This window comes from Phaeobacter porticola, assembly GCF_001888185.1.
Taxonomy (GTDB): Bacteria; Pseudomonadota; Alphaproteobacteria; order Rhodobacterales; family Rhodobacteraceae; genus Phaeobacter; species Phaeobacter porticola.
The window spans coordinates 1,513,855-1,534,789 of sequence record NZ_CP016364.1; the positions used below are offsets into that span (position 1 = coordinate 1,513,855).

Below are 20,935 nucleotides of genomic sequence, written 5' to 3' on the forward strand. Positions count from 1 at the left end.
GCCGCGCCATATGACCCCATCTGATGGCGAATGGGGCCAGCCCTTGTGCCAGACCGCGACGCAGGGGATATAAGGGCGCAACGACTGGAAGAGAGAAGGGCCGCCCAGTGGATCTGTTTCATACCTTGACCGAGCTGATTGACCTGCGGTCGTTTTCCAATCTGTGGTATTGGATTGCTCTTGCGGTTGTCTGGTCCTCGGCCAGCCATTGGGTCATGGGTGTTCCTTTTGACATGGTGTATCGCGCCCGCAAGAACGGTGGCCAGGCGGCGCTGGATCTAGAGGCAATCACGCGGGTCAATGTGAACCGGATGATGTATATCACCGAGGTGTCGGGACATTGGGTGCTTGGCATGACCTGCTTTGTTCTGGCGATGCTGGGCATGCTAGGGTTCTATTACGGCGTGGAATTTGCGCAGGCGGTCTTTCTTTTGGCCTTTCCCATGGGGTTTGTCGGCCTAATTAACTGGATCTCGGCGCGCCGTATTCAGCAAGAAGGGCTGGCTGGTGAGACGTTGATCCGCCAGTTGACCATCAGCAGATTATTTATCCAACTGGTTGGCATGGTAGCAATTTTTGTGACCGCGCTTTGGGGCATGTATCAGAACCTGCAAATTGGGTTCCTGGGCTAATCGCCTACGGGCAGACGACGAAAGAGAGACGCAAGATGGCGCAACGGGCAATCACCGCAAGTGGGGCACCTGAGGGGTTTGATGCGCGGCTGATCCTCAAAGAGGCGGCGAGCACTAATGCGCCCGTGGTGCATGTGGCACGTGACGACAAGCGGATGGAGGCCATGCGGGCGGCGTTGGCATTTTTCGCGCCGGATATGCCCATTATCAGCTTTCCTGGCTGGGATTGTCTGCCGTATGACCGTGTATCGCCCAATGCCGATATTGCGGCGGCGCGTATGGCGACGCTGGCCGCGCTGGTGCATCAAATGCCGGGGCAGTTTGTGCTGCTGACCACGCTGAACGCAGCGACCCAACGGGTGCCTGCGCGACAAGTGCTGAAGGACGCGGCCTTTACCGCTGAAGTCGACCGCCGGATTGATGAAAAAGCACTGCGGAACTATCTGACCCGTATGGGTTTCACCAAAAGCCCAACAGTTATGGAACCTGGTGATTTTGCCGTCCGTGGTGGCATTATCGATATTTTTCCACCTGGTCAGAGCGGTCCGGTGCGGCTGGATTTGTTTGGCGATGTTCTGGATGGCGCGCGCCGGTTCGATCCGGCAACTCAGCGCACCACCGAAAAGCTGACCCTGATTGAGCTGGCGCCAGTGTCCGAGGTGATTCTGGACGAGGCCGCCGTTACCCGGTTCCGGCAAAACTACCGGATCGAGTTCGGCGCGGCCGGCACCGATGACCCGCTATACGAGGCCGTGTCGGCTGGACGAAAATACCAAGGGTTAGAGCATTGGTTGCCATTCTTTCACGACCAGCTGGAAACGCTGTTTGACTATCTGCCCGGCGCCACGGTGACGCTGGACGATCAGGTGACACCAGCACGGCTGTCGCGTTGGGACAGCATCGTTGACCAATATGAAACGCGCAAGATCGCAATGGCGCAAAAAGGCCGGATTGATACGGTTTACAAACCTGTTCCGCCAGGGTTGCTCTACCTTGATGACACCGCCTGGGAGGCGGCTATTGGTCACCACCGCATGATTCAGTTCCACCCCTTGCCACAGGCAACCGGACCAGGCGTGATTGACGCAGGTGGGCGCATCGGACGCAATTTCTCACCCGAACGCCAGTTGGAAAACATAAGTTTGTTCAGTGCATTGGCTGATCATATTAAGGTTCGAATGCAAGTCGGTCCGGTGGTAGTTGCCTCTTATTCTGAGGGCGCGCGGGAACGGCTGACTGGATTGATCGAGGATGAAGGCCTGGCCGAGGTGATCCCGGTAAAAGATGGCACGAGGATTGGAAAATCCGGCCTGCACCTGGCAGTCTGGGCGCTGGAACATGGGTTTGAGACTGATGATCTGACAGTGATTTCGGAACAGGACGTTCTGGGCGACCGGTTGATCCGCGCACCAAAGAAACGGCGTAAAGCTGAGAATTTCCTGACCGAAACGCAATCCCTCAGCCCTGGTGATCTGGTGGTGCATGTTGACCACGGGATTGGCCGCTACAAGGGGTTGGAGGTCGTCACCGCAGCGGGGGCCGCGCATGAGTGTATCCTGCTGGAATACGCTGAATCTTCAAAGCTGTACCTCCCGGTTGAAAATATCGAGCTGTTGTCGAAATACGGCCATGATGAGGGCCTGCTGGATCGACTGGGCGGCGGTGCATGGCAGGCCAAAAAAGCCAAGCTGAAGGAACGTATTCGCGAGATGGCGGATCGGTTGATCCGCGTGGCCGCTGAACGTGCATTGCGCAAAGCGCCGATGATGGATCCGCCTCCTCATGCATGGGAAGAGTTTTCGGCCCGGTTCCCCTATCAGGAGACCGATGACCAGTTGCGTGCCATCGAAGACGTGATGACGGATCTGCAATCGGGTGCACCGATGGATCGGCTGATCTGCGGAGATGTGGGTTTCGGCAAGACCGAAGTCGCGATGCGCGCGGCCTTTATCGCGGCTATGTCGGGTGTGCAGGTTGCGATTGTCGCGCCGACCACGCTGTTGGCGCGACAGCACGCAGCGGCTTTTGTACAGCGGTTTCGTGGGTTTCCTTTGGAAGTCAGACAGTTGTCACGCTTTGTTACAGCAAAAGAGGCCGCTAAAACCCGTGATGGTATTGCCAGAGGCACAGTTGATATCGTGGTCGGCACCCACGCGCTATTGGCAAAATCGGTGCGGTTCCAGAACCTAGGCCTGCTGATCATCGACGAAGAACAGCATTTCGGCGTCGCACATAAAGAGCGGCTAAAGCAAATGCGCAGCGATATTCATGTGCTGACTCTGACCGCCACGCCGATCCCGAGAACGCTTCAGTTGAGCCTCACCGGTGTACGGGATCTGTCGATCATTGGCACGCCGCCTGTGGATCGTCTGGCAATCCGCACCTATGTAAGCGAATTCGATGCCGTCACCATTCGCGAGGCGCTGTTGCGCGAACATTATCGTGGCGGGCAAGCCTTTTATGTGGTGCCGCGGATCACGGATTTGCCGGATGTGGAGGCCTTCTTGCAGGAACAGTTGCCCGAGCTCAGCTATGTCGTGGCCCATGGCCAGCTGGCGGCCGGGGATCTGGATGATCGGATGAATGCCTTTTACGATGGCAAATTCGACGTTCTTCTGGCGACCACAATTGTGGAGTCGGGTCTTGATATTCCTACCGCGAACACGATGGTTGTGCACCGGGCCGACATGTTTGGTCTGGCGCAGCTTTATCAGGTGAGAGGCCGGGTGGGTCGCTCCAAGACGCGGGCCTATGCTTATTTGACGACCAAACCGCGCGTACGTCTGACACCGGGGGCCGAAAAGCGGTTACGGGTCTTAGGGTCACTGGATACGCTTGGGGCCGGGTTCTCGCTGGCCTCGCAGGATCTTGATATTCGTGGTGCCGGCAATCTTCTTGGGGAAGAGCAGTCCGGTCAGATGCGTGATGTGGGTTATGAGCTTTATCAATCCATGTTGGAGGAAGCGATTGCCAAGATCAAATCTGGCGAGCTGAACGGTCTACCAGGAAGCGACGACCAATGGGCACCGCAGATCAATCTTGGCGTACCAGTGTTGATTCCAGAAAATTATGTGCCTGATCTGGACGTACGTCTGGGTCTGTATCGACGGCTCTCTGATCTGACGACCAAGGTGGAGCTTGAGGGCTTTGCCGCCGAACTGATTGACCGGTTTGGCAGCTTGCCAAAGGAAGTGAACACCCTGATGCTGGTGGTGCGGATCAAAGCGATGTGTAAACGCGCTGGTATCGCCAAGCTGGACGGCGGTCCGAAGGGGGCAACAATCCAGTTCCACAACGATAAATTTGCTTCACCGCAGGGGTTGGTTGAATTCATTCAGGCGCAGGACGGTCTGGCCAAGGTAAAAGACAACAAAATCGTTGTGCGCCGTGACTGGAAAAAGGACAGTGACAAGATCAAGGGCGCCTTTGCCATCGCACGTGATCTGGCGGAAAAGGTCGTCGCCGAGAAAAAGAAGGCCAAAGCTAAAAACACCTGAACAGCGCACCTAAACAGCGCCGCTGTAGCCAGAGTTTCCGAGACGAATAAGCCCCTCCAAGCGACTGGAGGGGCTTAATTTTAACATGAACTGATTTGCGTAGAGATTATTCGGCGGCGAGCCGGTTTTCCACCCGTGCCATGTGCAGCATCAGGCCAAATCCACATACCGACATCAACAGGATCGCGGCAGTGAGCGGCACAACTGAGCCATCAAACAGCAGCCCCACAGGTGCTGCGATTAACGCTGCACAAACCGTTGAAATAGCACCAGTGACAGAGGCCGCCATGCCCGCGATATGGCCCATCGGCTCCATGGCCATAGCATTGAGATTGCCCATAGTCAGGCCTGCCATGAAAAACACGCTGGTCTGCCAGGCGACGAACATTCCGAACTTGATGGCCAGCGGCAAATCCATCGTGCCAGCTAGCAGCATGATGGTGGCCAGAATGATCTGGCCACATAGTGCCCAAGTCACCATACGACGCATGCCGATCCGTACCACAACCGATGCGTTGATCAGACTGCCGGTGCCAGACATCAGCGCGACAAAGCCAAACCAATACGGAAAGCTTTCGGCCCGGTCGAAAACAACATCGAAGACCGGCTGTACCAGTGTGATCATGCAAAACAACATGCCAAGGCACAGGGTCTGCACCATGATTGACAGGCGTACACTGCGATGGGTCACCATTTCGGTCACGGCACCCAACAACAAGGGCAGGCGGAACGGGCGGCGGTTCTCGCGCGCCAGCGGCTCTGGCAGGCGGAGCCCCATCCACAAGACGATGATGATGGCAAACAGGGCAAAGGCAAGAAAGATGCCACGCCAGCTGGTTACGGCAATGATGCCTGCGCCCAGCATGGGGGCCACGGCAGGAACCAGAGTGAAAATCATCATTGCGATCGACATCATCTTGGCCATTTCCCGGCCAGAATAGAGATCGCGCACGATCGCAAGCGCCACAACCCGAGGGCCAGCAGCGCCCAGGCCCATTGTCACCCGGCTGATCAGCAGCAGCTCAAGCGAAGAACTGATCCAAGCCAGAAAGGCTGATGCAATATAAAGCGCGGCCCCGGCAAAAATAACCGGGCGGCGGCCAAAGGCATCAGAGAGTGGCCCAGTGAAAAACGTGCCTACGCCCATGCCAAAGACAAAGGCGGCGATCACCAGCTGAGCGCGGTTGACGTCACCAGGGCTTAGGGTTTTGCCAATCTCGGGCAGCGCCGGCAACATGGCGTCGATGGAAAAAGCAATTGTCGCAAACATCATCGCAATCAATGCGATGAATTCCGCCTTTGACATGGCGTGTTGTGTATCTGTCGTCATTTGAAACCTCTCGCGACACTTCAGGAGCCCCGGTCATCGGGCACTGTCTGGGTGTCACACCGTCCGCGCTAACATATCTTTTGCGGTTCGACCAGAAGCGCTGATGCACAGAATTATGTGCATCTACACGCGAGCAAAGGCTGGCATATGACACTCATAGCACCCCACCTGCGCATCCATTTTTGGTTCGGAAATGGAGTGTTATGATTATATATTAGATACTTGTAGGATGATCGTTAGGTTAGCTGTCCGTCGTGCCATTGTCATCTTTCAGCTGCTTTTGGATGTCGGCGATGATCTGCTTCCACATCTCGGGTGGCTGCGCGCCGGGGACGGCGTGCTGGTTGGCCACGATAAATGTCGGCACTGATGTGACACCCATCTTGCGCGAATGGGCATCGCGGTCCTGGATCTCTTGGGCGTCAGTATCGCCGGACAGAAGCCGCAGAGTGACGTCTCGGTCCATCCCGGCGCTGGCGGCGATATCGCTCAGGATTTCGGCGTTGCCGATGTCCTTTGCTTGCACGAAATAGGCATTAAACAATGCGTCCACCACAGTGCTTTGCTTGCCTTCTATCCCAGCCCAATGGATCAGACGATGCGCATCAAGCGTATTCGGCGTGCGCTCCATTGCCTCGAAATTGATCTGAAGCCCGGCTGCATTGGCGTGTTCCACAACCGGTGCATAAGCCTGCACCGCGCCGTCTTTGCCGCCGAATTTACCTTCCAGGTAGGCGCGTCTGTCCATGCCGTCGCGTGACATATCCGGGTTTAGCTGGAAGGGGTGCCATTCGATTACAAAGGGATGATCGCTGACTTCGGCCAGGGCCTTATCCAGATGGGCTTTGCCGATATAGCACCAGGGGCAGATCGGGTCCGACAAGATATCAAGCTTTACGACGCTCATGTTTGGTGTCCTTTGTAGCAATCGGGCAGGGCGCGGCGCAGCAATTTGCCATTGGCGCCGGTGGGCAGCACCTCAAGCCGCTGATAGGCGCGGGGCTGCTTGTAGCGCGCCAACCGTGTCTTGGCAAAAGCGAAAAGCGCCTCTGTGCTCACATCTTTGGCACTGGTGTAGAACGCGACGATAATCTGGGTGTCGGCTTTGATCTCAACCGCTGCGACCGCGATCTGTATCAGATCAGGATGCGGGGCCAACGCGGTTTCCACCTCCAGCGGCGACACCCGGTACCCGCCGGCGTTCATCATGTCATCGTTCCGCCCAAGGTAACGGATCTGCCCATCGTCGGTCATCTCGCCCTGATCCCCGGTCAGGAACCAGCGATTATGTATTCGGGCGTCTGTTGCGTCTGGCGCGCCGTGATACCCAAGCATTAGCCCCGGATCCTGTCGGTCAACGGCGATAACGCCTGGCATATTACGTGGCACGGGTTGGCCATTCTTTCCCAGGATCGCAACGCGACGGCCGGGCTGTGGCCTGCCAAGGGTGCCGGGGGTCTGTACCTGTCCCGGCGTCGCCGAGATGAAGGTGGAGCATTCCGACATGCCAAAGGCCTCATAGAGCCGTGTGCCGGTGGCCATCTGCCATTGTGTTGCCAATGTCTCCGAGAGCTTCTCACCAGCGCAAAGCCCATGACGCAGGTCTGGTAGGTCCAGTGACGTATCGGACAACAGCATCTTACGGTAGACGCCGGGAGCGGCGGCAAACTGGCTGGCGCGGTGGTGTTTCAGCAGAGCCGGTAGCGCTGTGATCGCTGTACCATCCTCCGGGATCAGTGCCGTTGCGCCCAAGCTCCACGGGTCCATCAATCCGGTGCCAAGTGTGAAGGTCCAGTTGAAGGCGCCAGCGTGCAGCAGCCTGTCGTTAGGCCTCAGATCATACCAGTGGCGGATCATCATCTGCCGCGCCCAGATCGCGCGATGAGCGTGGACCACGGCGCGCGGATTTCCGCCGGTGCCAGAGGTGTAGACGATGTAAGCCGGTCGATCTGGTGGGCCAAACGCAAAATCGCAAGGCGGCGCGCTTTGCATATCCCGAAGTGAGTCGCCGGTTATCTCGCGTGGATGCGACGGACAGGCGATGCCATCGTCACGCAGGACAGCTGCTGGTGACAGCTCATCCATCATCCGTCGGACTTCGGGTTCGGTCAGCTGCGCAGAGGTCGGGATCGGCACCAGCCCGACAGCGATGGCACCAAGATAGGCAATCGGAAAGATGGGCGTGTTGCCAAGTCGCAGAAGCACACGGTCACCCGGTTCCAGACCCGCGGCCAATAGGCCTGTTCCCGTGCCCCTGACGGCGGCGCGCAATTCAGTATAGGCCCAGTCTTGTGACCCATGCGGGCCAAGCACCGATAGGGCCGGCCGCTTCGGTTCGGCCAGGTGGCCAGCTGCGCCCTGATTGAGTACATGGGCCGCCAGATTGAACGGCGTGGGGCAGGGCACAAAGGGGCCGTTGTCAAAGAGGGACTGCATTCAGATTGGCTATCGTGCCAATCCACGCGTTGCAAGACGGCCCGTCCCGTCTTATAGGAAATCGCATGAGCTCTCGTGATCCCAAATCGCTTATCACTATTGCCCGTGCGTCGGGCGATGCCGCGGACACCGAGCCGCTTGATCTGGGTGCGCGCGTGCGCGAATTGCGCAAGGCGCGAGACTGGACGCTGGAGCACGCGGCCAATCAGGCGGGGCTGGCAAGATCGACCCTGTCCAAGATTGAAAATGGCCAGATGTCACCGACTTACGAGGCATTGAAGAAGCTGGCAGTGGGCTTGCAAATCTCTGTTCCACAGTTGTTTACCCAGCCACAGCGCGATCAGGTCAATGGCCGTTTGACGGTGACAAAGACCGGTCAGGGATCCGCCCATGCCACCGCGACATATGAGCATGAGCTGTTGGCCGACAGTCTCACACGCAAGCAGATGTTGCCGTATCGTGCCCGTGTCCGGGCACGGTCGATGGATGAATTCGAAGGGTGGGTACGGCACGATGGTGAGGAATTCCTGTACGTGCTGACAGGGATTGTCCAGCTCTATACCGAGTTCTATGAGCCGATCGAAATGCGACGCGGCGACAGCGCTTACTACGACGCAGCCATGGGTCATAATGTGATTTCGCTTAGCGACGAAGATGCCACCATCCTTTGGGTGACATCGCTTGCCTGACCTATGCGTTGGCCTACGGGAATGATCGCGCCCCGATGCGATGGGCAACGGAACGCGTTACTGATCAGAGCGAGGAGCACAGCCTCAGTTAAACTGGTGTTCCAGCTCTAGGTGCAGGCTTTCTGTATAGAGGAAATCCTCTACCTCTTCGCGCGCTTCTGTGAGCGTCAGATGGTGCGTGCGGGCAAGATAGGCGACAAATTTATCCTTGTCATCGAGCAAGGATGGGGCCTGGCGGGTCTGCAGATGCGGAAACCGTTGCTTGATACGGGGCATCCTGTCGAACCAGCTGGCGCGTGCTGTTTGAACAGGCATGGGGGGCTCCCTAAGGTTCAGAGTTGCGCGTGGACAATAATGCTAGCATTTTCTCGTAAAAAAGAAAGTCTGCAACTTTTCGATCCGAACCAGACGGGGCTGAATGACCAACCCCGTTGCTTGATCTTGCGATGTAACATGCCGGACCTTCGCGGCGTGCCCGTCAGCCTTGGGGTGGGGTGAACAGACGCGGTAGCAGCAGATGCGCCAGTCCGACTCCGACAATCTGCATCACGATGAACATCAGGATATGACCGGGGTAGATTCCCGCAAATGTGTCGCTGAACCCACGCGCAATGGTCACGGCCGGGTTGGCAAAACTGGTCGAGGAGGTGAACCAATAGGCGCCCGTGATGTAAAACGCGACAAGCGGGGGGACGGCATCGGGGCGCGACCGCAACCCACCAAAGATCACAAACAACAGGCCAAAGGTCGCAACGATCTCCGAGAACCACTGGGCAACGCCGGTCCGGTGCATGGTCGCAGAGGTTTGCAGGATTGACAGGTCGAACATGATATGGCTCGCCCAGACCCCAAAAATGCCACCTACGATCTGTGCAACAACGTAGGGCGGCACCGCGCGCCAGCTGTGTTCTCCGCGCAAGGCAAAGGCCAGGGTCACCGCCGGGTTGAAATGGGCGCCAGAAATCGGCCCCAGCGTGGTGATGATCACATAAAGCATCGCGCCCGTGGCCACGGCATTTGCCAGCAGCGCCAGCGCAATATTACCGCCCGACAGGGCCTCGGCCATGATGCCAGAGCCGACGACGCCGATCAGCAGGAAACAGGTACCCAACCCTTCGGCTATCAGTTTCTGTGTGGTCATGGCAGGTCTCCAATTCGGGCCAGTTCTGCGCTGAGCGTATCACGATCCATTGTTTCCACCGGCAGCGCGAGAAAGGCCTTCGCGCGGCAATCCAGCCGGTCGTAGGCGGTGCGAAAGGCGTTATCCCAGTCGGGTTCAGCAGCGGCGGCAGGATCGTCCACCCCCCAATGGGCGCGGATTGGTATGCCTGGCCAGATCGGGCAGGTTTCACCGGCGGCTGATGCGCAGACGGTGATCACAATGTCCATTTCCGGCGCGCCCTCAGCGCTGAATTCATCCCAGCTTTTGGATCGGGCAGTGCTGGCGTCATGACCTTTCTCGGTCAGAAGAACCAAGGATTGCGGATGCACCTTGCCTGCGGGCTGCGAGCCTGCGGAATAGGCCCGCAGGCGCCCGGCGCCATGGGTATTCAGGAGTGTTTCCAACAGGATTGAGCGCGCCGAATTACCGGTGCAAAGAATGAGAATATTCATATGGATAACCGTGGTTGATGCGTTATTCAGAGGAAGAGCTGCGACCGATATCATCCAGGCGATGCTGCAATGACAGGCTGTTGAGTGTTTCAAAGGGCAACGATGCAAAGGCACGGATCCGATTGCGCAACAGCCCATAGGTCTGATGAAATGCGAGATGTCGCTCTGCCTCCGTGCCGCTGGCCTTGACCGGATCAGCAAGCCCCCAATGGGCGCTCATCGGCTGTCCGGGCCAGGCAGGGCATTCTTCATTTGCGGCATGATCACAGACGGTAAAGATGAAATCCATCTGAGCCGCGCCAGGGGTCGAAAATTCAAGAAGATCCTTTGACCGCAATCCGCTTGTCTCATGACCTTTTGCCTGTAATAGCGCGATGACCTCTGGCTGCGGCGCGCGCGCGGGGTGGCTGCCCGCGGAATAGGCGCGAAACCTGCCGCCGCCTTCTTTGTCCAGTATAGCCTCGGCCATCACTGACCGTGCCGAATTGCCCGTGCAAATGAACAGGACATTTAGGGGGCGTTCGACGGTGGGCCTGATCGCTTCGGCATGTTTTGTGGGGGGGCAGACGTCCGGGCGGTTGTGGCAGCAGTCAGACAGAAGGTCGTCAAACAGTCCACGTAGCCCGTCAAGATGTGCCTGATAGAGCAGCGAGGTCCCTTGCCTGTGCGAATGGATCAGCCCAGCGGCAGTCAACGTTGAGAGATATGTCGAGACGGTATTGGACTTTTGTGCCAATGCAGAGGCGATCTCACCCGCAGGGACCGCATCCGGATACCGCCGCATCAGCAGGCGAAACAAGGCCAGCCGATTGGGGTGCGCAAGGGCTGACAGCTGAGATGTGATATCTATTTCCATATTTCATGAAATATGGAAATAATGAATATGTGTCAACATTCATCTTCCAAAACAGTACAGATCTGAAAAAGCCCGCCTCGATACCATCGGGACGGGCTATTTTATCGGGTACCGTCGGGCGTCAGTCTGCCTGATACCACCAGACCTCAGGCATATAGTTGATCCCATCCCCGCTGATGGGCAGGCGACCCGGGAACCGCAGGTTTTTGTCGTGTGCAATGCGGCCCTCGGCATATTGCCAGACCGGAATGACATAGCGCCCAGCCGTAAGCAGCCGGTCCAACGCACGGGCCGCAGCGATAAAGTCCGCCTTGGAGGTCGACACAAGCATGGTGTCAATCATCGCATCCACTGCCGGATCCTCGATCCCAATCAGGTTGCGCGACCCCGGCTGCTGCGCAGCGGCGCTGCCCCAATAGAGATATTGTTCATTGCCGGGGCTCAGTGACATGGCACGACGAAAGAAGGTCATATCATAGTCAAACCCTTGCTGGCGTTCAACGAATTGCGCGCTGTCAACGACGTCAGAGGAGAGGGAGATACCCAGTCGTTCCAAGGCTCGGGCGTAGATTTCGACGACGGAGCGCATCTCACCCTCGCCCAGATTGCCAGGGGTGAGCAGTACCTGCAGCTCCAACGGCTCTCCCTTGGCATTGCGCATCAGACCGTCCTGCACAGTCCAGCCGGCCTCTGCCAAGAGCTTGGTGGCGGCGCGCAGGTTTCTGCGATTGCGCTCACTGCCATCGCTTTGAGGCAGGTCGTATCCATCCATCACACCGGGCAGAAGATCCGCCTCAAACGGAGTCAGCAAGACGCGGGTCTTGCCCGTGGCGGGGCCGGGTTGCATGGCAAGATAAGAGTTCGAGAAGTAAGAGCTGATCCGTGGCTGGGTGCCACCGGTCATTGTCTCATTGATGTATTCGAAATTAAACGCCCGGATCAGCGCCTCGCGGACCCGCCAGTCGTCCATCGGCGCGCGGCGGGTGTTCATGGCGATGCCGGTCATCCCTGAAGGTTTGCCATTGGGGATCAAAGTCTTGCGGACTGCGCCCGAGGCGATGGCCGGAAAATCATAGGCCTTGTCCCATTTGGCGGCGTTGAATTCGCGAATGGCTGAAATTTCGCCAGCCTTGAACGCCTCTAGTAGGACGGTCTGATCGCCATAAAAGTCGAGCCGGATTTCGTCGAAGTTATTGGTGCCGCGCCGCAAGGGCAGATCCTTGCCCCAATAGGCGTCGTTGCGGGCAAACTGAATAAATCGACCCGGCTCGAACTCTGCAACCACATAGGGGCCGGACCCGATCGGGGCCTGCTTCAGGCCGGAGGAGGCGAAATCCGCAGAGGCCCATTGATCCTTTTTCAGGATCGGGCGCATGCCGGCAATCAGTGCCAGCTCGCGGTTTTCTTCGTTGAAGGTGATGCGCAGGCTACGCTCACCAGTCTGGCTGATGCTGGCAATCTGTCCCCAAAGGCGGCGATACCGGACGTGGCCGTCGGTGCCGAGAGTCTTGTAGGACCAGATCACATCCGCGACCGTTACGGGCGATCCATCAGAGAATCGGGCTTCTGGGCGCAGCGTAAATTCAACCCAAGAGCGATCCTCCGGGACCTCAATCGATTCGGCGAGAAGCCCATATAGTGTGAATGGCTCGTCTGCGGACCGGCCCATCAAACTCTCGTATCCCCAGAACCGCATCTGCCAGGGTGGCGTGCCTTTTTGGGCAAAAGGGTTCAGCGTATCAAAGCCACCGGTATTGCCGAACACCACTTCACCGCCTTTGGGGGCGATAGGGTTTACATAGGGTAAAGACACAAAATCCGGTGGTAGAGCGGGGTCGCCATACATAGCTATGCCATGAGATGATTCTGCTACTGCAAAATTACCGCTGACGCTGAGGATGATTCCGGCCAAGACCGGTCGAACTCTAAAGAAAAAATCTGGTCGCACTTTCGCAACAATCCCGCTCTGGCCTTATTTTCATGAACACCAACGCTAACGGCGCTGCGGCGTCAATTCAAACTTTTAGCTTGGATGAACGGGGGAAATTGCTTATAAAGGTCTCACTGCTCGATAGGTTTCTTGCCTGTATGAAACCTGCCTCAATAACTTAACGCCCGCTTCGTGCGGGCGTTTTTTTTGCGCTGCGGTTTCCAATATGAACTGCGCGGTCCCGATGCCTATGGCGGATCCGGACGGGGCCGTTTCTCCGTCTGTAGTATTGAGATCGGCAGTTGTCTTGGGCATCGCTTGCAACTATTGCGCGGTGATCGACGTTTCCTTTGCAGGTGCAGCATGTCACAGTCGCACCAAACAGGTTTTGCACAGGAAGGGAAGAGTAAGATGACGTTGACGGGCAAATGCGCGGTGATTACCGGGTCGAATTCAGGCATCGGTCTTGGGGTCGCGCGCGAGATGGCGCGGGCGGGTGCCGACGTGGTGCTGAATTCTTTTTCTGATAGCGAAGAAGACCACGCTTTGGCGGCGAAAATCGCGTCTGAGTTCGGCGTGGATGCCCGCTATATTCAGGCCGATATGTCTGACGCTGATGCCTGCCGTGCGCTGATCGCCAAGTCCGGGCGTTGTGATATTCTGATCAACAATGCAGGGATTCAACATGTGGCACCGGTAGAAGAGTTCCCGGTCGACAAGTGGAATGCGATTCTGGCGATCAACTTGTCGTCGGCTTTTCACACAGTTGCAGCCGCACTGCCGATGATGCGCCAGGCAGGCTGGGGCCGGGTGATCAATATCGCCTCGGCACATGGCCTGACCGCGTCGCCTTATAAATCGGCGTATGTGGCGGCCAAACATGGTGTTGTTGGCCTGACCAAGACCGTCGCACTGGAAACGGCGCAAGAGCCGATCACCGCCAATGCCATTTGTCCCGGCTATGTCCTGACTCCATTGGTTGAAGCGCAGATCCCGGACACCATGGAGAAATACAACATGGGTCGTGAGGAAGTGATCAAGACTGTGATGCTGGAACGCCAACCGTCGCGCGAGTTTGCAACCGTTGAACAGCTGGGTGGTACGGCGGTGTTCCTCTGTTCTGATGCGGCAGCACAGATGACAGGTACCACGTTGAGCGTTGATGGTGGCTGGACCGCGCTGTAGTCGCGTCACAGATGTGGAGGGGGCCAGCCCCCTTTTGCCCTGCGGGGCAATTCACCCCCGGAGTATTTCGGGAATGGTGACAAGCGACATGCGCAGGTCTCGCTCTGCGCTGGTGGTCAGGAGACAGAGTGTGACTAAACGGATAAATCTGGCCCTGCAGGGCGGCGGCGCACATGGGGCCTTTACCTGGGGTGTCCTGGATCGGCTGCTAGAGCAGGATGATCTGGAAATTGCCGCCATCACCGGCACCTCTGCCGGGGCGCTGAACGGAGCCGCGCTGAAATCTGGCCTTGTTCAGGGCGGCAGAGAGGGCGCGCGGGATTGTCTTGACCAACTTTGGCAACGCATGGGGGCGGTCGGGGATATGCGGTTTGCCCATTGGCTGGCCGGGTTGGACGCCGCACCCTTGTTGGGTGCGCTGGATTGGATTGCGCCGTTTTCCCCGCGCGAGATGATGGGGCAGATGGTGTCGCCCTATAGCTACGGGCCGTTTTATCGCAATCCGCTATTGCCAGTGGTAGAGGCGTTCAATTTTGCCGAGGTTTGTGCGGACCAGGGCCCACAGCTGTTTATCTGTGCCACTTCAGTGCGCAGTGGCAAGGTGCGGGTATTTTCAGGTGACGAGGTGTCGACAGAATCAATTCTGGCATCTGCCTGTCTGCCGAACCTGTTTCAAGCCATTGAGATCGAAGACCCAAAGACAGGACGGTTGGAGGCCTACTGGGATGGCGGCTATACCGGAAATCCGGCGTTGTTTCCGCTATATCGACCTGAACTGCCGTCTGATGTGGTTGTCGTCAGCATTAACCCGCTGGAGCGCGAGGTGTTGCCACGTACACCACAGCAGATCCAGAACCGGATCAATGAGATCAGCTTCAACTCATCCTTGCTGCGGGAATTGCGGGCCATCGAGTTCGTTCAGCGCCTGCTGGCAGACGGTCGTATCGAGCAGGGGCATATGAAACGGGTTTTTGTGCATCGTATTGCGGATGACAATCTGATGCGGCAACTGTCCGTGAACACCAAACTGGTTCCGATCCCGCAGATCCTGGCCAAGTTGAAGGCCGCAGGGCGCGCAGCGGCGGAGGTGTTTCTGGAGCAGGATTATAGCGCACTCGGGGTTCGGTCAACCGTGGATCTGGGCGAAATGTTTGGCTGAGGATTGCGGACAGGGCTGGCTCTGTGGACCGGGTTTGCGTGGACTAGGGGTTTGCCGGGTTACCGGCCGGGCTGTTGGTCGGTGACAGGTTCGCTGGGCTGGCTTGGATCTGCGGGGTTTGGGTAGACTAGGCCCGCTGAGATCACCAGTTTGGCGGCATCTTCAACGGACATATCCAGCAGGATCACGTCTTCCTCTGGAAAGAATAGCAAGAAACCCGAGGTGGGGTTGGGCGTCGTCGGGACAAAAACGCTCAGCAGGTTGCCTCCTGTTTCGGCCCGGCGCGCGACTTCACCTTTTGCGGTGGTCGAAACAAAGCCGATCGCCCAGATACCACGGCGTGGGTACTGAATCAGACAAGCGGTGTCGAAACTGCGTTCGGTCTGGGCAAATACGGTTTCCGAGATTTGCTTGATCCCGGAGTAAATCGAGCGCACAACCGGCATCCGGCTGACCAGACTTTCGGCAAAGCCAATCAGAGAGCGGCCAATGATCCCTTTGGCAATCCAGCCGACGACAATGGTGAAGAGCAAAAAGATGATCAGCCCGACGCCACGCAGGTTGATACCGATATATTGCTCAGGTCGAACCGTATGGGGCACCAGCGGCAGCACCACCCCGTCGATCCAGCCCATCACGGTCCACAATAGCCAGATGGTTAGTCCGACGGGTGCAATCACCACAATTCCGGTAAAAAAAGACGACCGCAAGCGCGCAAACAGGCCGGGGCGGCGGGGAGTTGTTTCGTCGTCGAAGGGCGTGGTCATTGGAGCGTTTCACCGGTGAGGAACGTAACGAAGCTAGGCAGGGACCTGCGCAACCGCAATGGGCAGCTGCGCAGAAAGACCTGTTATGGCTTCAACTTGACCAATTCTTTGGCGATTTCCGCAGCCAGACGGGCATTGTTGCGGACCAGCGCGATATTGGCTGTCAGAGAGCGCCCCTTGGTCAGCTCAAAGATGCGTTGCAGCAGGAAGGGGGTCACGTCCTTGCCGCTGATGCCCTGCGTGTCGGCCTCAGTCTGAGCCTGTTTCAGAACCGGTGCGAGATCCTCGGCAGCGATCTGGTCTGCTTCGGGAATCGGGTTTGCGATCAGCTGGCCACCTGGCAGGCCCATTGCCTGCCGCGTGGCATGACCGCGGGCGATTTCAACTGCTCTGTCCATACGGAGGGGGGCGCGAAGGTCTGACGTCGCCGACCAGAACGCGGGTATGCTGTCCTGGCCAAATGCGATCACCGGTACGCCTTGGGTTTCGAGTACCTCTAGCGTTTTGGGGATGTCGAGAATGGCCTTAGCGCCGGCTGCAACAACGGTAACCGGGGTTTGGGCAAGTTCAAGCAGGTCAGCTGAGATGTCAAAGCTGGTTTCAGCCCCCTTGTGGACTCCGCCAATGCCGCCGGTGGCAAAGACGCTGATCCCAGCCAGGCGGGCTGCAATCATGGTGGCCGCCACGGTGGTCGCTCCGGTGCCGCCGGTGGCGATGCAGGCTGGCATATCCGCGCGTGAGATCTTTGCGACGTTTTGCGCCTGACCCAGTGCCTGAAGCTGGTCCGCCTCCAGCCCGATATGCAGCACGCCGTCAATCACCGCCATGGTGGCTGGAACGGCACCAGCTGCGCGAATGTCGTCTTCGACCTGAGCCGCGACTTCGACGTTCTGTGGGTAGGGCATACCGTGGGTGATAATGGTGCTTTCAAGCGCAACAATGGCCGCGCCGGTCTCACGTGCAGCCGCAACCTCGGCGGAATAAATCATATTAATCAAAGGGGTGGTTCTCCTGAAACATAGGTGGCAGCGGCCTTGAGCGCCGATGCAAGAGAGGTTTCGCGATCTTCGCCGCGGGCCTCGGCCGCAATGTGCGCAGCCATGAAGGTGTCGCCAGCTCCGGTCACACGCGCGACAGTGACGCGCGGTGGAGCCTGGGTGATGAGGCCGTTTTGATCGGCCTCGGTTGCGGTGCTGCCGCCATCGGTGACCAGCACCCGTGCCGCGCCACGATCCAGCATGGCGCGGGCTGCGGTTGGGCTGTCAGTGAAGTCGTCTTGGCACAGAAGGCCGGCTTCTTCGAGATTTACATAGAGTGTGCCACAACTGCGTAGCAGGAAGGGCCGTAGACGCTCGGCCTTGCCGGGCGATGCTGGGGCGACGCGCAGATCAGCCTGGGTGAAGGCTGGGTTGGATGTGATGTCATCCAATAGCGACAGTGTCAGATTGCCATCCAGCGCAACCGGCCCGGCAAAGGGAGCGTCTTTGGTGCCTAGAGCGCCATCGGTCAACGGGCGCAGGATTTTGGCACCTGCGGCCTCAAGCGAATGAGCATCGGCAATTGCGGCAATTAAGCCGTTGGCGCCTTCGACAGCCATGTAGCGGTCGGTGGGCAGATCCTCGGAGCGGTAGAGGTGGTCAGTGATCAGGCCCAGATGTGTGCAGGCGTGAACCAGCTCGTCCCCTTCGGCATCGCGTCCAATGGCGCTGAGCAGGGCCGGGCGCAGTCCGAAGCGCGCCAGTGTCATAGCGATGTTCATAGCCACGCCGCCGGGCAAGCGAGTGATCCGTCCCGGCTTGTCCGAGCCGCGTTGCATCTCGGCTGTGCAGCGACCGATGATGTCCCATAGCACTGAGCCGATACAGAGTATGTCCGGCTGGTTCGCCGTGGTCTGAACCTGGAACTGCGCTGTAGATTGGGATGGGTGCGAAGCGGGAGAGTGCGGGGCCTGTGTCATAAAATCCGTATTGCCGCGTTTTTTCGCCCCCCGCAAGCGCAACCCGCCTAGGGAACCGCGAAAGTCAGCGCCGCCCAATGGGTTTGCCAGACGGGAATGGGCTTGGCTTTGGTAGCGCTGTCAGCGGCTGGTTTCAGCGGTTCAAGGACCACAGCATCCAAGAGGTATGTATGTCCTGATGTGACGGCAATCGCTGCACGCCCGTCTGCATCAGTACGGGTCAGTATGGTGGCAACCTCACCCGCTGGATTGCGGTCAAATACTTCAATCTGTGCATCGACGCGGGGCTGGCCCTTAAACAGCAGCTGCACCGGTAGACCTTGGCTGAGGTCGTCGGTGTAGGGATTGGCCAAGGCGACAAATTCCGTCAGCAGACCTGTAGCGCGATCTGCGCCCATACCGGCGCCAACCGCGATCAGCGATTTGGCGTGGCGAGTGTAGCGTTCAACAAACCCCTCGCGTGGTAAGTTACGGGCGGTGTGACGGCTCTCGATATTGGCAAAATCCTTGTGTGCGGCGAATTTGGCAAAATCCTCCCAGTTGTCATAAGTCAGCTGATCTGGCTGGGTTTCATGAACGACAATCAAGAGTCCCGCAGTTGGTGGGTCCAGTTGCAGGGCTGGCATATCTCCCATCCGCCCGCTGTAGGGGCGCAGACTACTGCCGTCTGAGACCTCAAACCGGGCGATACGGTTGTCGAAATACGGCAGCCGCGCACCACTGAAATTCTGCCCGTTGCGCAAATCTGCTTGCACTGAGGTGCCTAATTTTACTTGATATTCTTCTGGCGAAATCCAAAACTCGTGGGAAAGAGCCGCGTTGCAGGTGACGGCAAACAGGGCGACAACAATTGGGCGGATAAAACGCATGGAGCAGATGACACCTCGGGCTGGGACGGGTTGCGACAGATGCTGGCGCAGGTTGACGCGTCCTGAGTGGTTGTTCGGAGCCATACTGCGTCTGACGCTGGTCTGGCTGGTGTTGGCCGCGTCTCACTCTAATGGTCTGGCCCATGAAGTCACGCCAACGATTGCGGATTTCGAAATTGTTGATGGCCAGATGGAGATGCAGCTGCGGCTGAATGCCGAGGCCTTTGTCGCGGGGATTGATCTTGACGGCATGATGAACACTGATACCGCAGAACAGGCGCAGGACTATGACAGCTTGCGTGCGCTTGGCCCGGATGAGTTGCGTCCGATGGTTCAGCTTTTTGCAGAGGATTGGGTGCAGACATTCAGCGTCATCGCCAACGGCGCGGTTCCGCTGCAAGTGGGAGAGATCGAGATCCCGGAGCCGGGCGATATCACCTTGCCGCGCAGCACTGGGATTCAGCTGATCGGTCCGGTGACGCCGGGCGCGCGAGGGTTGAAGATTGGCTGGCCAAAGGGATCAGGCGGGGTGGTGTTGCGGCAAAACGGTGTCGACCAGCCCTATACAGGTTATCTTCAGGGCGGGGAAACCACCCCGACCATTCCGCTGGCCGGAGGCCTTGCACAGACCCCGCGCGAGGCTTTTGCAGATTATATTCCAGTGGGTTACACACATATCCTACCCAAAGGGCTGGATCATATTCTGTTTGTCCTGGGGTTGTTTTTCTTCAGCACACGCCTGCGCCCGCTGATTTGGCAGGTCAGCGCCTTTACCGTGGCGCATACGATCACATTGGCGCTTGGGGCGATGGGTTGGGTGCATATTAATCCCACTATTGTGGAGCCACTGATTGCGGGATCCATCGTTTTTATCGCGGTCGAAAATATCTTTGCCCGCAAGCTGCACAGCTGGCGCACGCTGGTGATCTTTGGCTTTGGCCTGCTGCACGGATTGGGGTTTGCGTCGGTGTTGGGAGAGTTCGGCCTGCCAGATGCGCAGTTCTTGCCTGCACTACTGGGGTTCAACGTTGGTGTCGAGCTGGGGCAGCTCACGGTGATTGGCGTGGCCTACGGGCTGTTGGGGTTTTGGTTCTGGGGTCATCCCAAATATCGCGGCCGGGTGGCAATCCCGGCCAGCTTCACAATTGCGCTGATTGGCGGCTACTGGTGTGTGGAGCGGGTGTTGCTTTGACCGACCATCAGGCCGGTCAGATCCGCAGGGCACACAGCATGTGCCAGAACATGTATCTGTCTAATTGAAAGGTCTGAGAAGTGGCCTAGCCCTCCATCGCCGCCATCAAGCTGCGCAGGCTTACCAACGGGTCCTCATCGCGCCAGATCTCATCACCGATCGCGAAGAAATCGGTGTAGGGGGTCAGATCACGGATCAACTCTGTGGTCAGCCCACCTTCTGCCACCACCGGCACTTCGATCATCTGTGACCACCATTCGAACAGCTCTTTTTGCGCCTGATTGCCATCACCCAGCCCGGACGTCCCAATCGGGCCAAAGCTGACATAGTCAGCACCCGCTTCTGCGGCGGACAGGCCGTCATGACGTGAGGCGCCGCAGAAACTGCCAACAATAGCATCGGTGCCAAGAGCCTTTCGCGCGGCACGCACAGGGCGGGCAGCGTCCGACAGATGTACACCATCCAGACCCAGACGCTCTGCCAGGATCTGATGATCGGCAATTACAATGGCCACATCGCGGGCGTGGGTCACCGCGCGCAGCGCATCGCCTGCACGGCTCAGTGTATCTTCGTCGCGGCTGGCCAGTTCCAGGCGGACACATGCGATTTCGACCTCGTCCAGCACACGTGCCAGCTGGTCCGGAAAGCGGCCAAGTTCAAAACTGGAAGGCGTCGTCAGGTAAATCTGCGGCGTTTCGGGGGCATCAGCGGGGCTGTCCATGGGGAGGGCTCCTGTTCAGTGGTTGTCGGTGTTTAGCGCATTTGCCACTGGACGCAAGGATTTGGCGACACCCCGAGCGGGTTATTTCCGTGTGATGCAGC

General features: G+C 58.1%; 19 protein-coding genes. 6 read left to right on the top strand and 13 right to left on the bottom strand.

Features of this window, described 5'->3' with window-relative positions; translation table 11 throughout:
• Positions 1-107 precede the first annotated feature (107 nt).
• Entirely contained in the window at positions 108-632 is a 525-nt protein-coding gene (locus tag PhaeoP97_RS07360; protein ID WP_072504524.1) for a component of SufBCD complex, read from the top strand.
• A gap of 35 nt (positions 633-667) precedes the next feature.
• The gene (gene mfd / locus PhaeoP97_RS07365; protein WP_072504525.1) at positions 668-4,129 is read left to right on the top strand and encodes a transcription-repair coupling factor; all 3,462 of its coding nucleotides are present in this window, start codon (positions 668-670) and stop codon (positions 4,127-4,129) included.
• A gap of 106 nt (positions 4,130-4,235) precedes the next feature.
• Here the strand turns inward: mfd and PhaeoP97_RS07370 are convergent, their stop codons facing one another.
• The 3 genes from PhaeoP97_RS07370 to PhaeoP97_RS07380 form a co-directional block, all read right to left on the bottom strand.
• The gene (locus PhaeoP97_RS07370; RefSeq protein WP_072504526.1) at positions 4,236-5,459 is read right to left on the bottom strand and encodes a multidrug effflux MFS transporter; all 1,224 of its coding nucleotides are present in this window, start codon (positions 5,457-5,459) and stop codon (positions 4,236-4,238) included.
• A 241-nt stretch (positions 5,460-5,700) separates the two neighbouring features.
• Positions 5,701-6,366 carry a DsbA family oxidoreductase gene (locus PhaeoP97_RS07375; protein ID WP_072504527.1) on the bottom strand — a complete coding sequence of 222 codons (666 nt, stop codon included), beginning with the start codon at positions 6,364-6,366 and terminating at the stop codon, positions 5,701-5,703.
• Positions 6,363-7,895, bottom strand: a complete 1,533-nt coding sequence (locus PhaeoP97_RS07380) for a class I adenylate-forming enzyme family protein (RefSeq protein WP_072504528.1) — start codon at positions 7,893-7,895, stop codon at positions 6,363-6,365. Before PhaeoP97_RS07380 ends, PhaeoP97_RS07375 begins: the two co-directional genes overlap by 4 nt.
• A 65-nt stretch (positions 7,896-7,960) precedes the next feature.
• On the opposite strand from PhaeoP97_RS07380, the gene PhaeoP97_RS07385 reads away from it, so the two are divergent.
• Positions 7,961-8,584 carry a helix-turn-helix domain-containing protein gene (locus PhaeoP97_RS07385; RefSeq protein ID WP_072504529.1) on the top strand — a complete coding sequence of 208 codons (624 nt, stop codon included), beginning with the start codon at positions 7,961-7,963 and terminating at the stop codon, positions 8,582-8,584.
• An 84-nt stretch (positions 8,585-8,668) separates the two neighbouring features.
• Here the strand turns inward: PhaeoP97_RS07385 and PhaeoP97_RS07390 are convergent, their stop codons facing one another.
• From PhaeoP97_RS07390 to PhaeoP97_RS07410, 5 genes are all read right to left on the bottom strand, one after another.
• Entirely contained in the window at positions 8,669-8,899 is a 231-nt protein-coding gene (locus tag PhaeoP97_RS07390; RefSeq protein ID WP_072504530.1) for a hypothetical protein, read from the bottom strand.
• Positions 8,900-9,062: 163 nt separating this feature from the next.
• The gene (locus PhaeoP97_RS07395) at positions 9,063-9,725 is read right to left on the bottom strand and encodes an aquaporin (protein ID WP_072504531.1); all 663 of its coding nucleotides are present in this window, start codon (positions 9,723-9,725) and stop codon (positions 9,063-9,065) included.
• On the bottom strand, positions 9,722-10,198 hold the full coding sequence (locus PhaeoP97_RS07400; protein WP_072504532.1) for an arsenate reductase ArsC: 477 nt from the start codon (positions 10,196-10,198) through the stop codon (positions 9,722-9,724). Before PhaeoP97_RS07400 ends, PhaeoP97_RS07395 begins: the two co-directional genes overlap by 4 nt.
• A gap of 22 nt (positions 10,199-10,220) precedes the next feature.
• A complete protein-coding gene (locus tag PhaeoP97_RS07405; protein ID WP_072504533.1) occupies positions 10,221-11,054 on the bottom strand; it encodes an arsenate reductase/protein-tyrosine-phosphatase family protein in 834 nt (277 codons plus the stop codon).
• Positions 11,055-11,175: 121 nt separating this feature from the next.
• Entirely contained in the window at positions 11,176-13,002 is a 1,827-nt protein-coding gene (locus PhaeoP97_RS07410) for an extracellular solute-binding protein (RefSeq protein ID WP_072504534.1), read from the bottom strand.
• Between the two features lie 393 nt (positions 13,003-13,395).
• On the opposite strand from PhaeoP97_RS07410, the gene PhaeoP97_RS07415 reads away from it, so the two are divergent.
• A complete protein-coding gene (locus PhaeoP97_RS07415) occupies positions 13,396-14,169 on the top strand; it encodes a 3-hydroxybutyrate dehydrogenase (RefSeq protein WP_072504535.1) in 774 nt (257 codons plus the stop codon).
• A gap of 130 nt (positions 14,170-14,299) precedes the next feature.
• Positions 14,300-15,328, top strand: a complete 1,029-nt coding sequence (locus PhaeoP97_RS07420; protein WP_072504536.1) for a patatin-like phospholipase family protein — start codon at positions 14,300-14,302, stop codon at positions 15,326-15,328.
• Positions 15,329-15,387: 59 nt separating this feature from the next.
• Here PhaeoP97_RS07420 and PhaeoP97_RS07425 read toward each other — a convergent pair whose 3' ends face one another.
• The 4 genes from PhaeoP97_RS07425 to PhaeoP97_RS07440 all read right to left on the bottom strand — a co-directional run bounded on the left by PhaeoP97_RS07425 (position 15,388) and on the right by PhaeoP97_RS07440 (position 18,921).
• Positions 15,388-16,095 (bottom strand): DUF502 domain-containing protein, encoded by a 708-nt coding sequence (locus tag PhaeoP97_RS07425; protein ID WP_072504537.1) that lies wholly within the window; start codon positions 16,093-16,095, stop codon positions 15,388-15,390.
• Positions 16,096-16,178: 83 nt separating this feature from the next.
• The gene (locus tag PhaeoP97_RS07430; RefSeq protein WP_072504538.1) at positions 16,179-17,093 is read right to left on the bottom strand and encodes a pseudouridine-5'-phosphate glycosidase; all 915 of its coding nucleotides are present in this window, start codon (positions 17,091-17,093) and stop codon (positions 16,179-16,181) included.
• On the bottom strand, positions 17,090-18,052 hold the full coding sequence (locus PhaeoP97_RS07435) for a PfkB family carbohydrate kinase (RefSeq protein WP_083570424.1): 963 nt from the start codon (positions 18,050-18,052) through the stop codon (positions 17,090-17,092). Before PhaeoP97_RS07435 ends, PhaeoP97_RS07430 begins: the two co-directional genes overlap by 4 nt.
• Before the next feature lie 47 nt (positions 18,053-18,099).
• Positions 18,100-18,921: a DUF4198 domain-containing protein gene (locus tag PhaeoP97_RS07440; RefSeq protein WP_072504539.1), complete on the bottom strand. Its 822-nt coding sequence runs from the start codon at positions 18,919-18,921 to the stop codon at positions 18,100-18,102.
• Here PhaeoP97_RS07440 and PhaeoP97_RS07445 point away from each other — a divergent pair.
• Positions 18,920-20,113 (top strand): HupE/UreJ family protein, encoded by a 1,194-nt coding sequence (locus tag PhaeoP97_RS07445; RefSeq protein ID WP_072504540.1) that lies wholly within the window; start codon positions 18,920-18,922, stop codon positions 20,111-20,113. The genes PhaeoP97_RS07440 and PhaeoP97_RS07445 overlap by 2 nt on opposite strands.
• Positions 20,114-20,198: 85 nt before the next feature.
• Here PhaeoP97_RS07445 and PhaeoP97_RS07450 read toward each other — a convergent pair whose 3' ends face one another.
• The gene (locus tag PhaeoP97_RS07450) at positions 20,199-20,834 is read right to left on the bottom strand and encodes a thiamine phosphate synthase (protein ID WP_072504541.1); all 636 of its coding nucleotides are present in this window, start codon (positions 20,832-20,834) and stop codon (positions 20,199-20,201) included.
• Between the last annotated feature and the right edge of the window lie 101 nt (positions 20,835-20,935).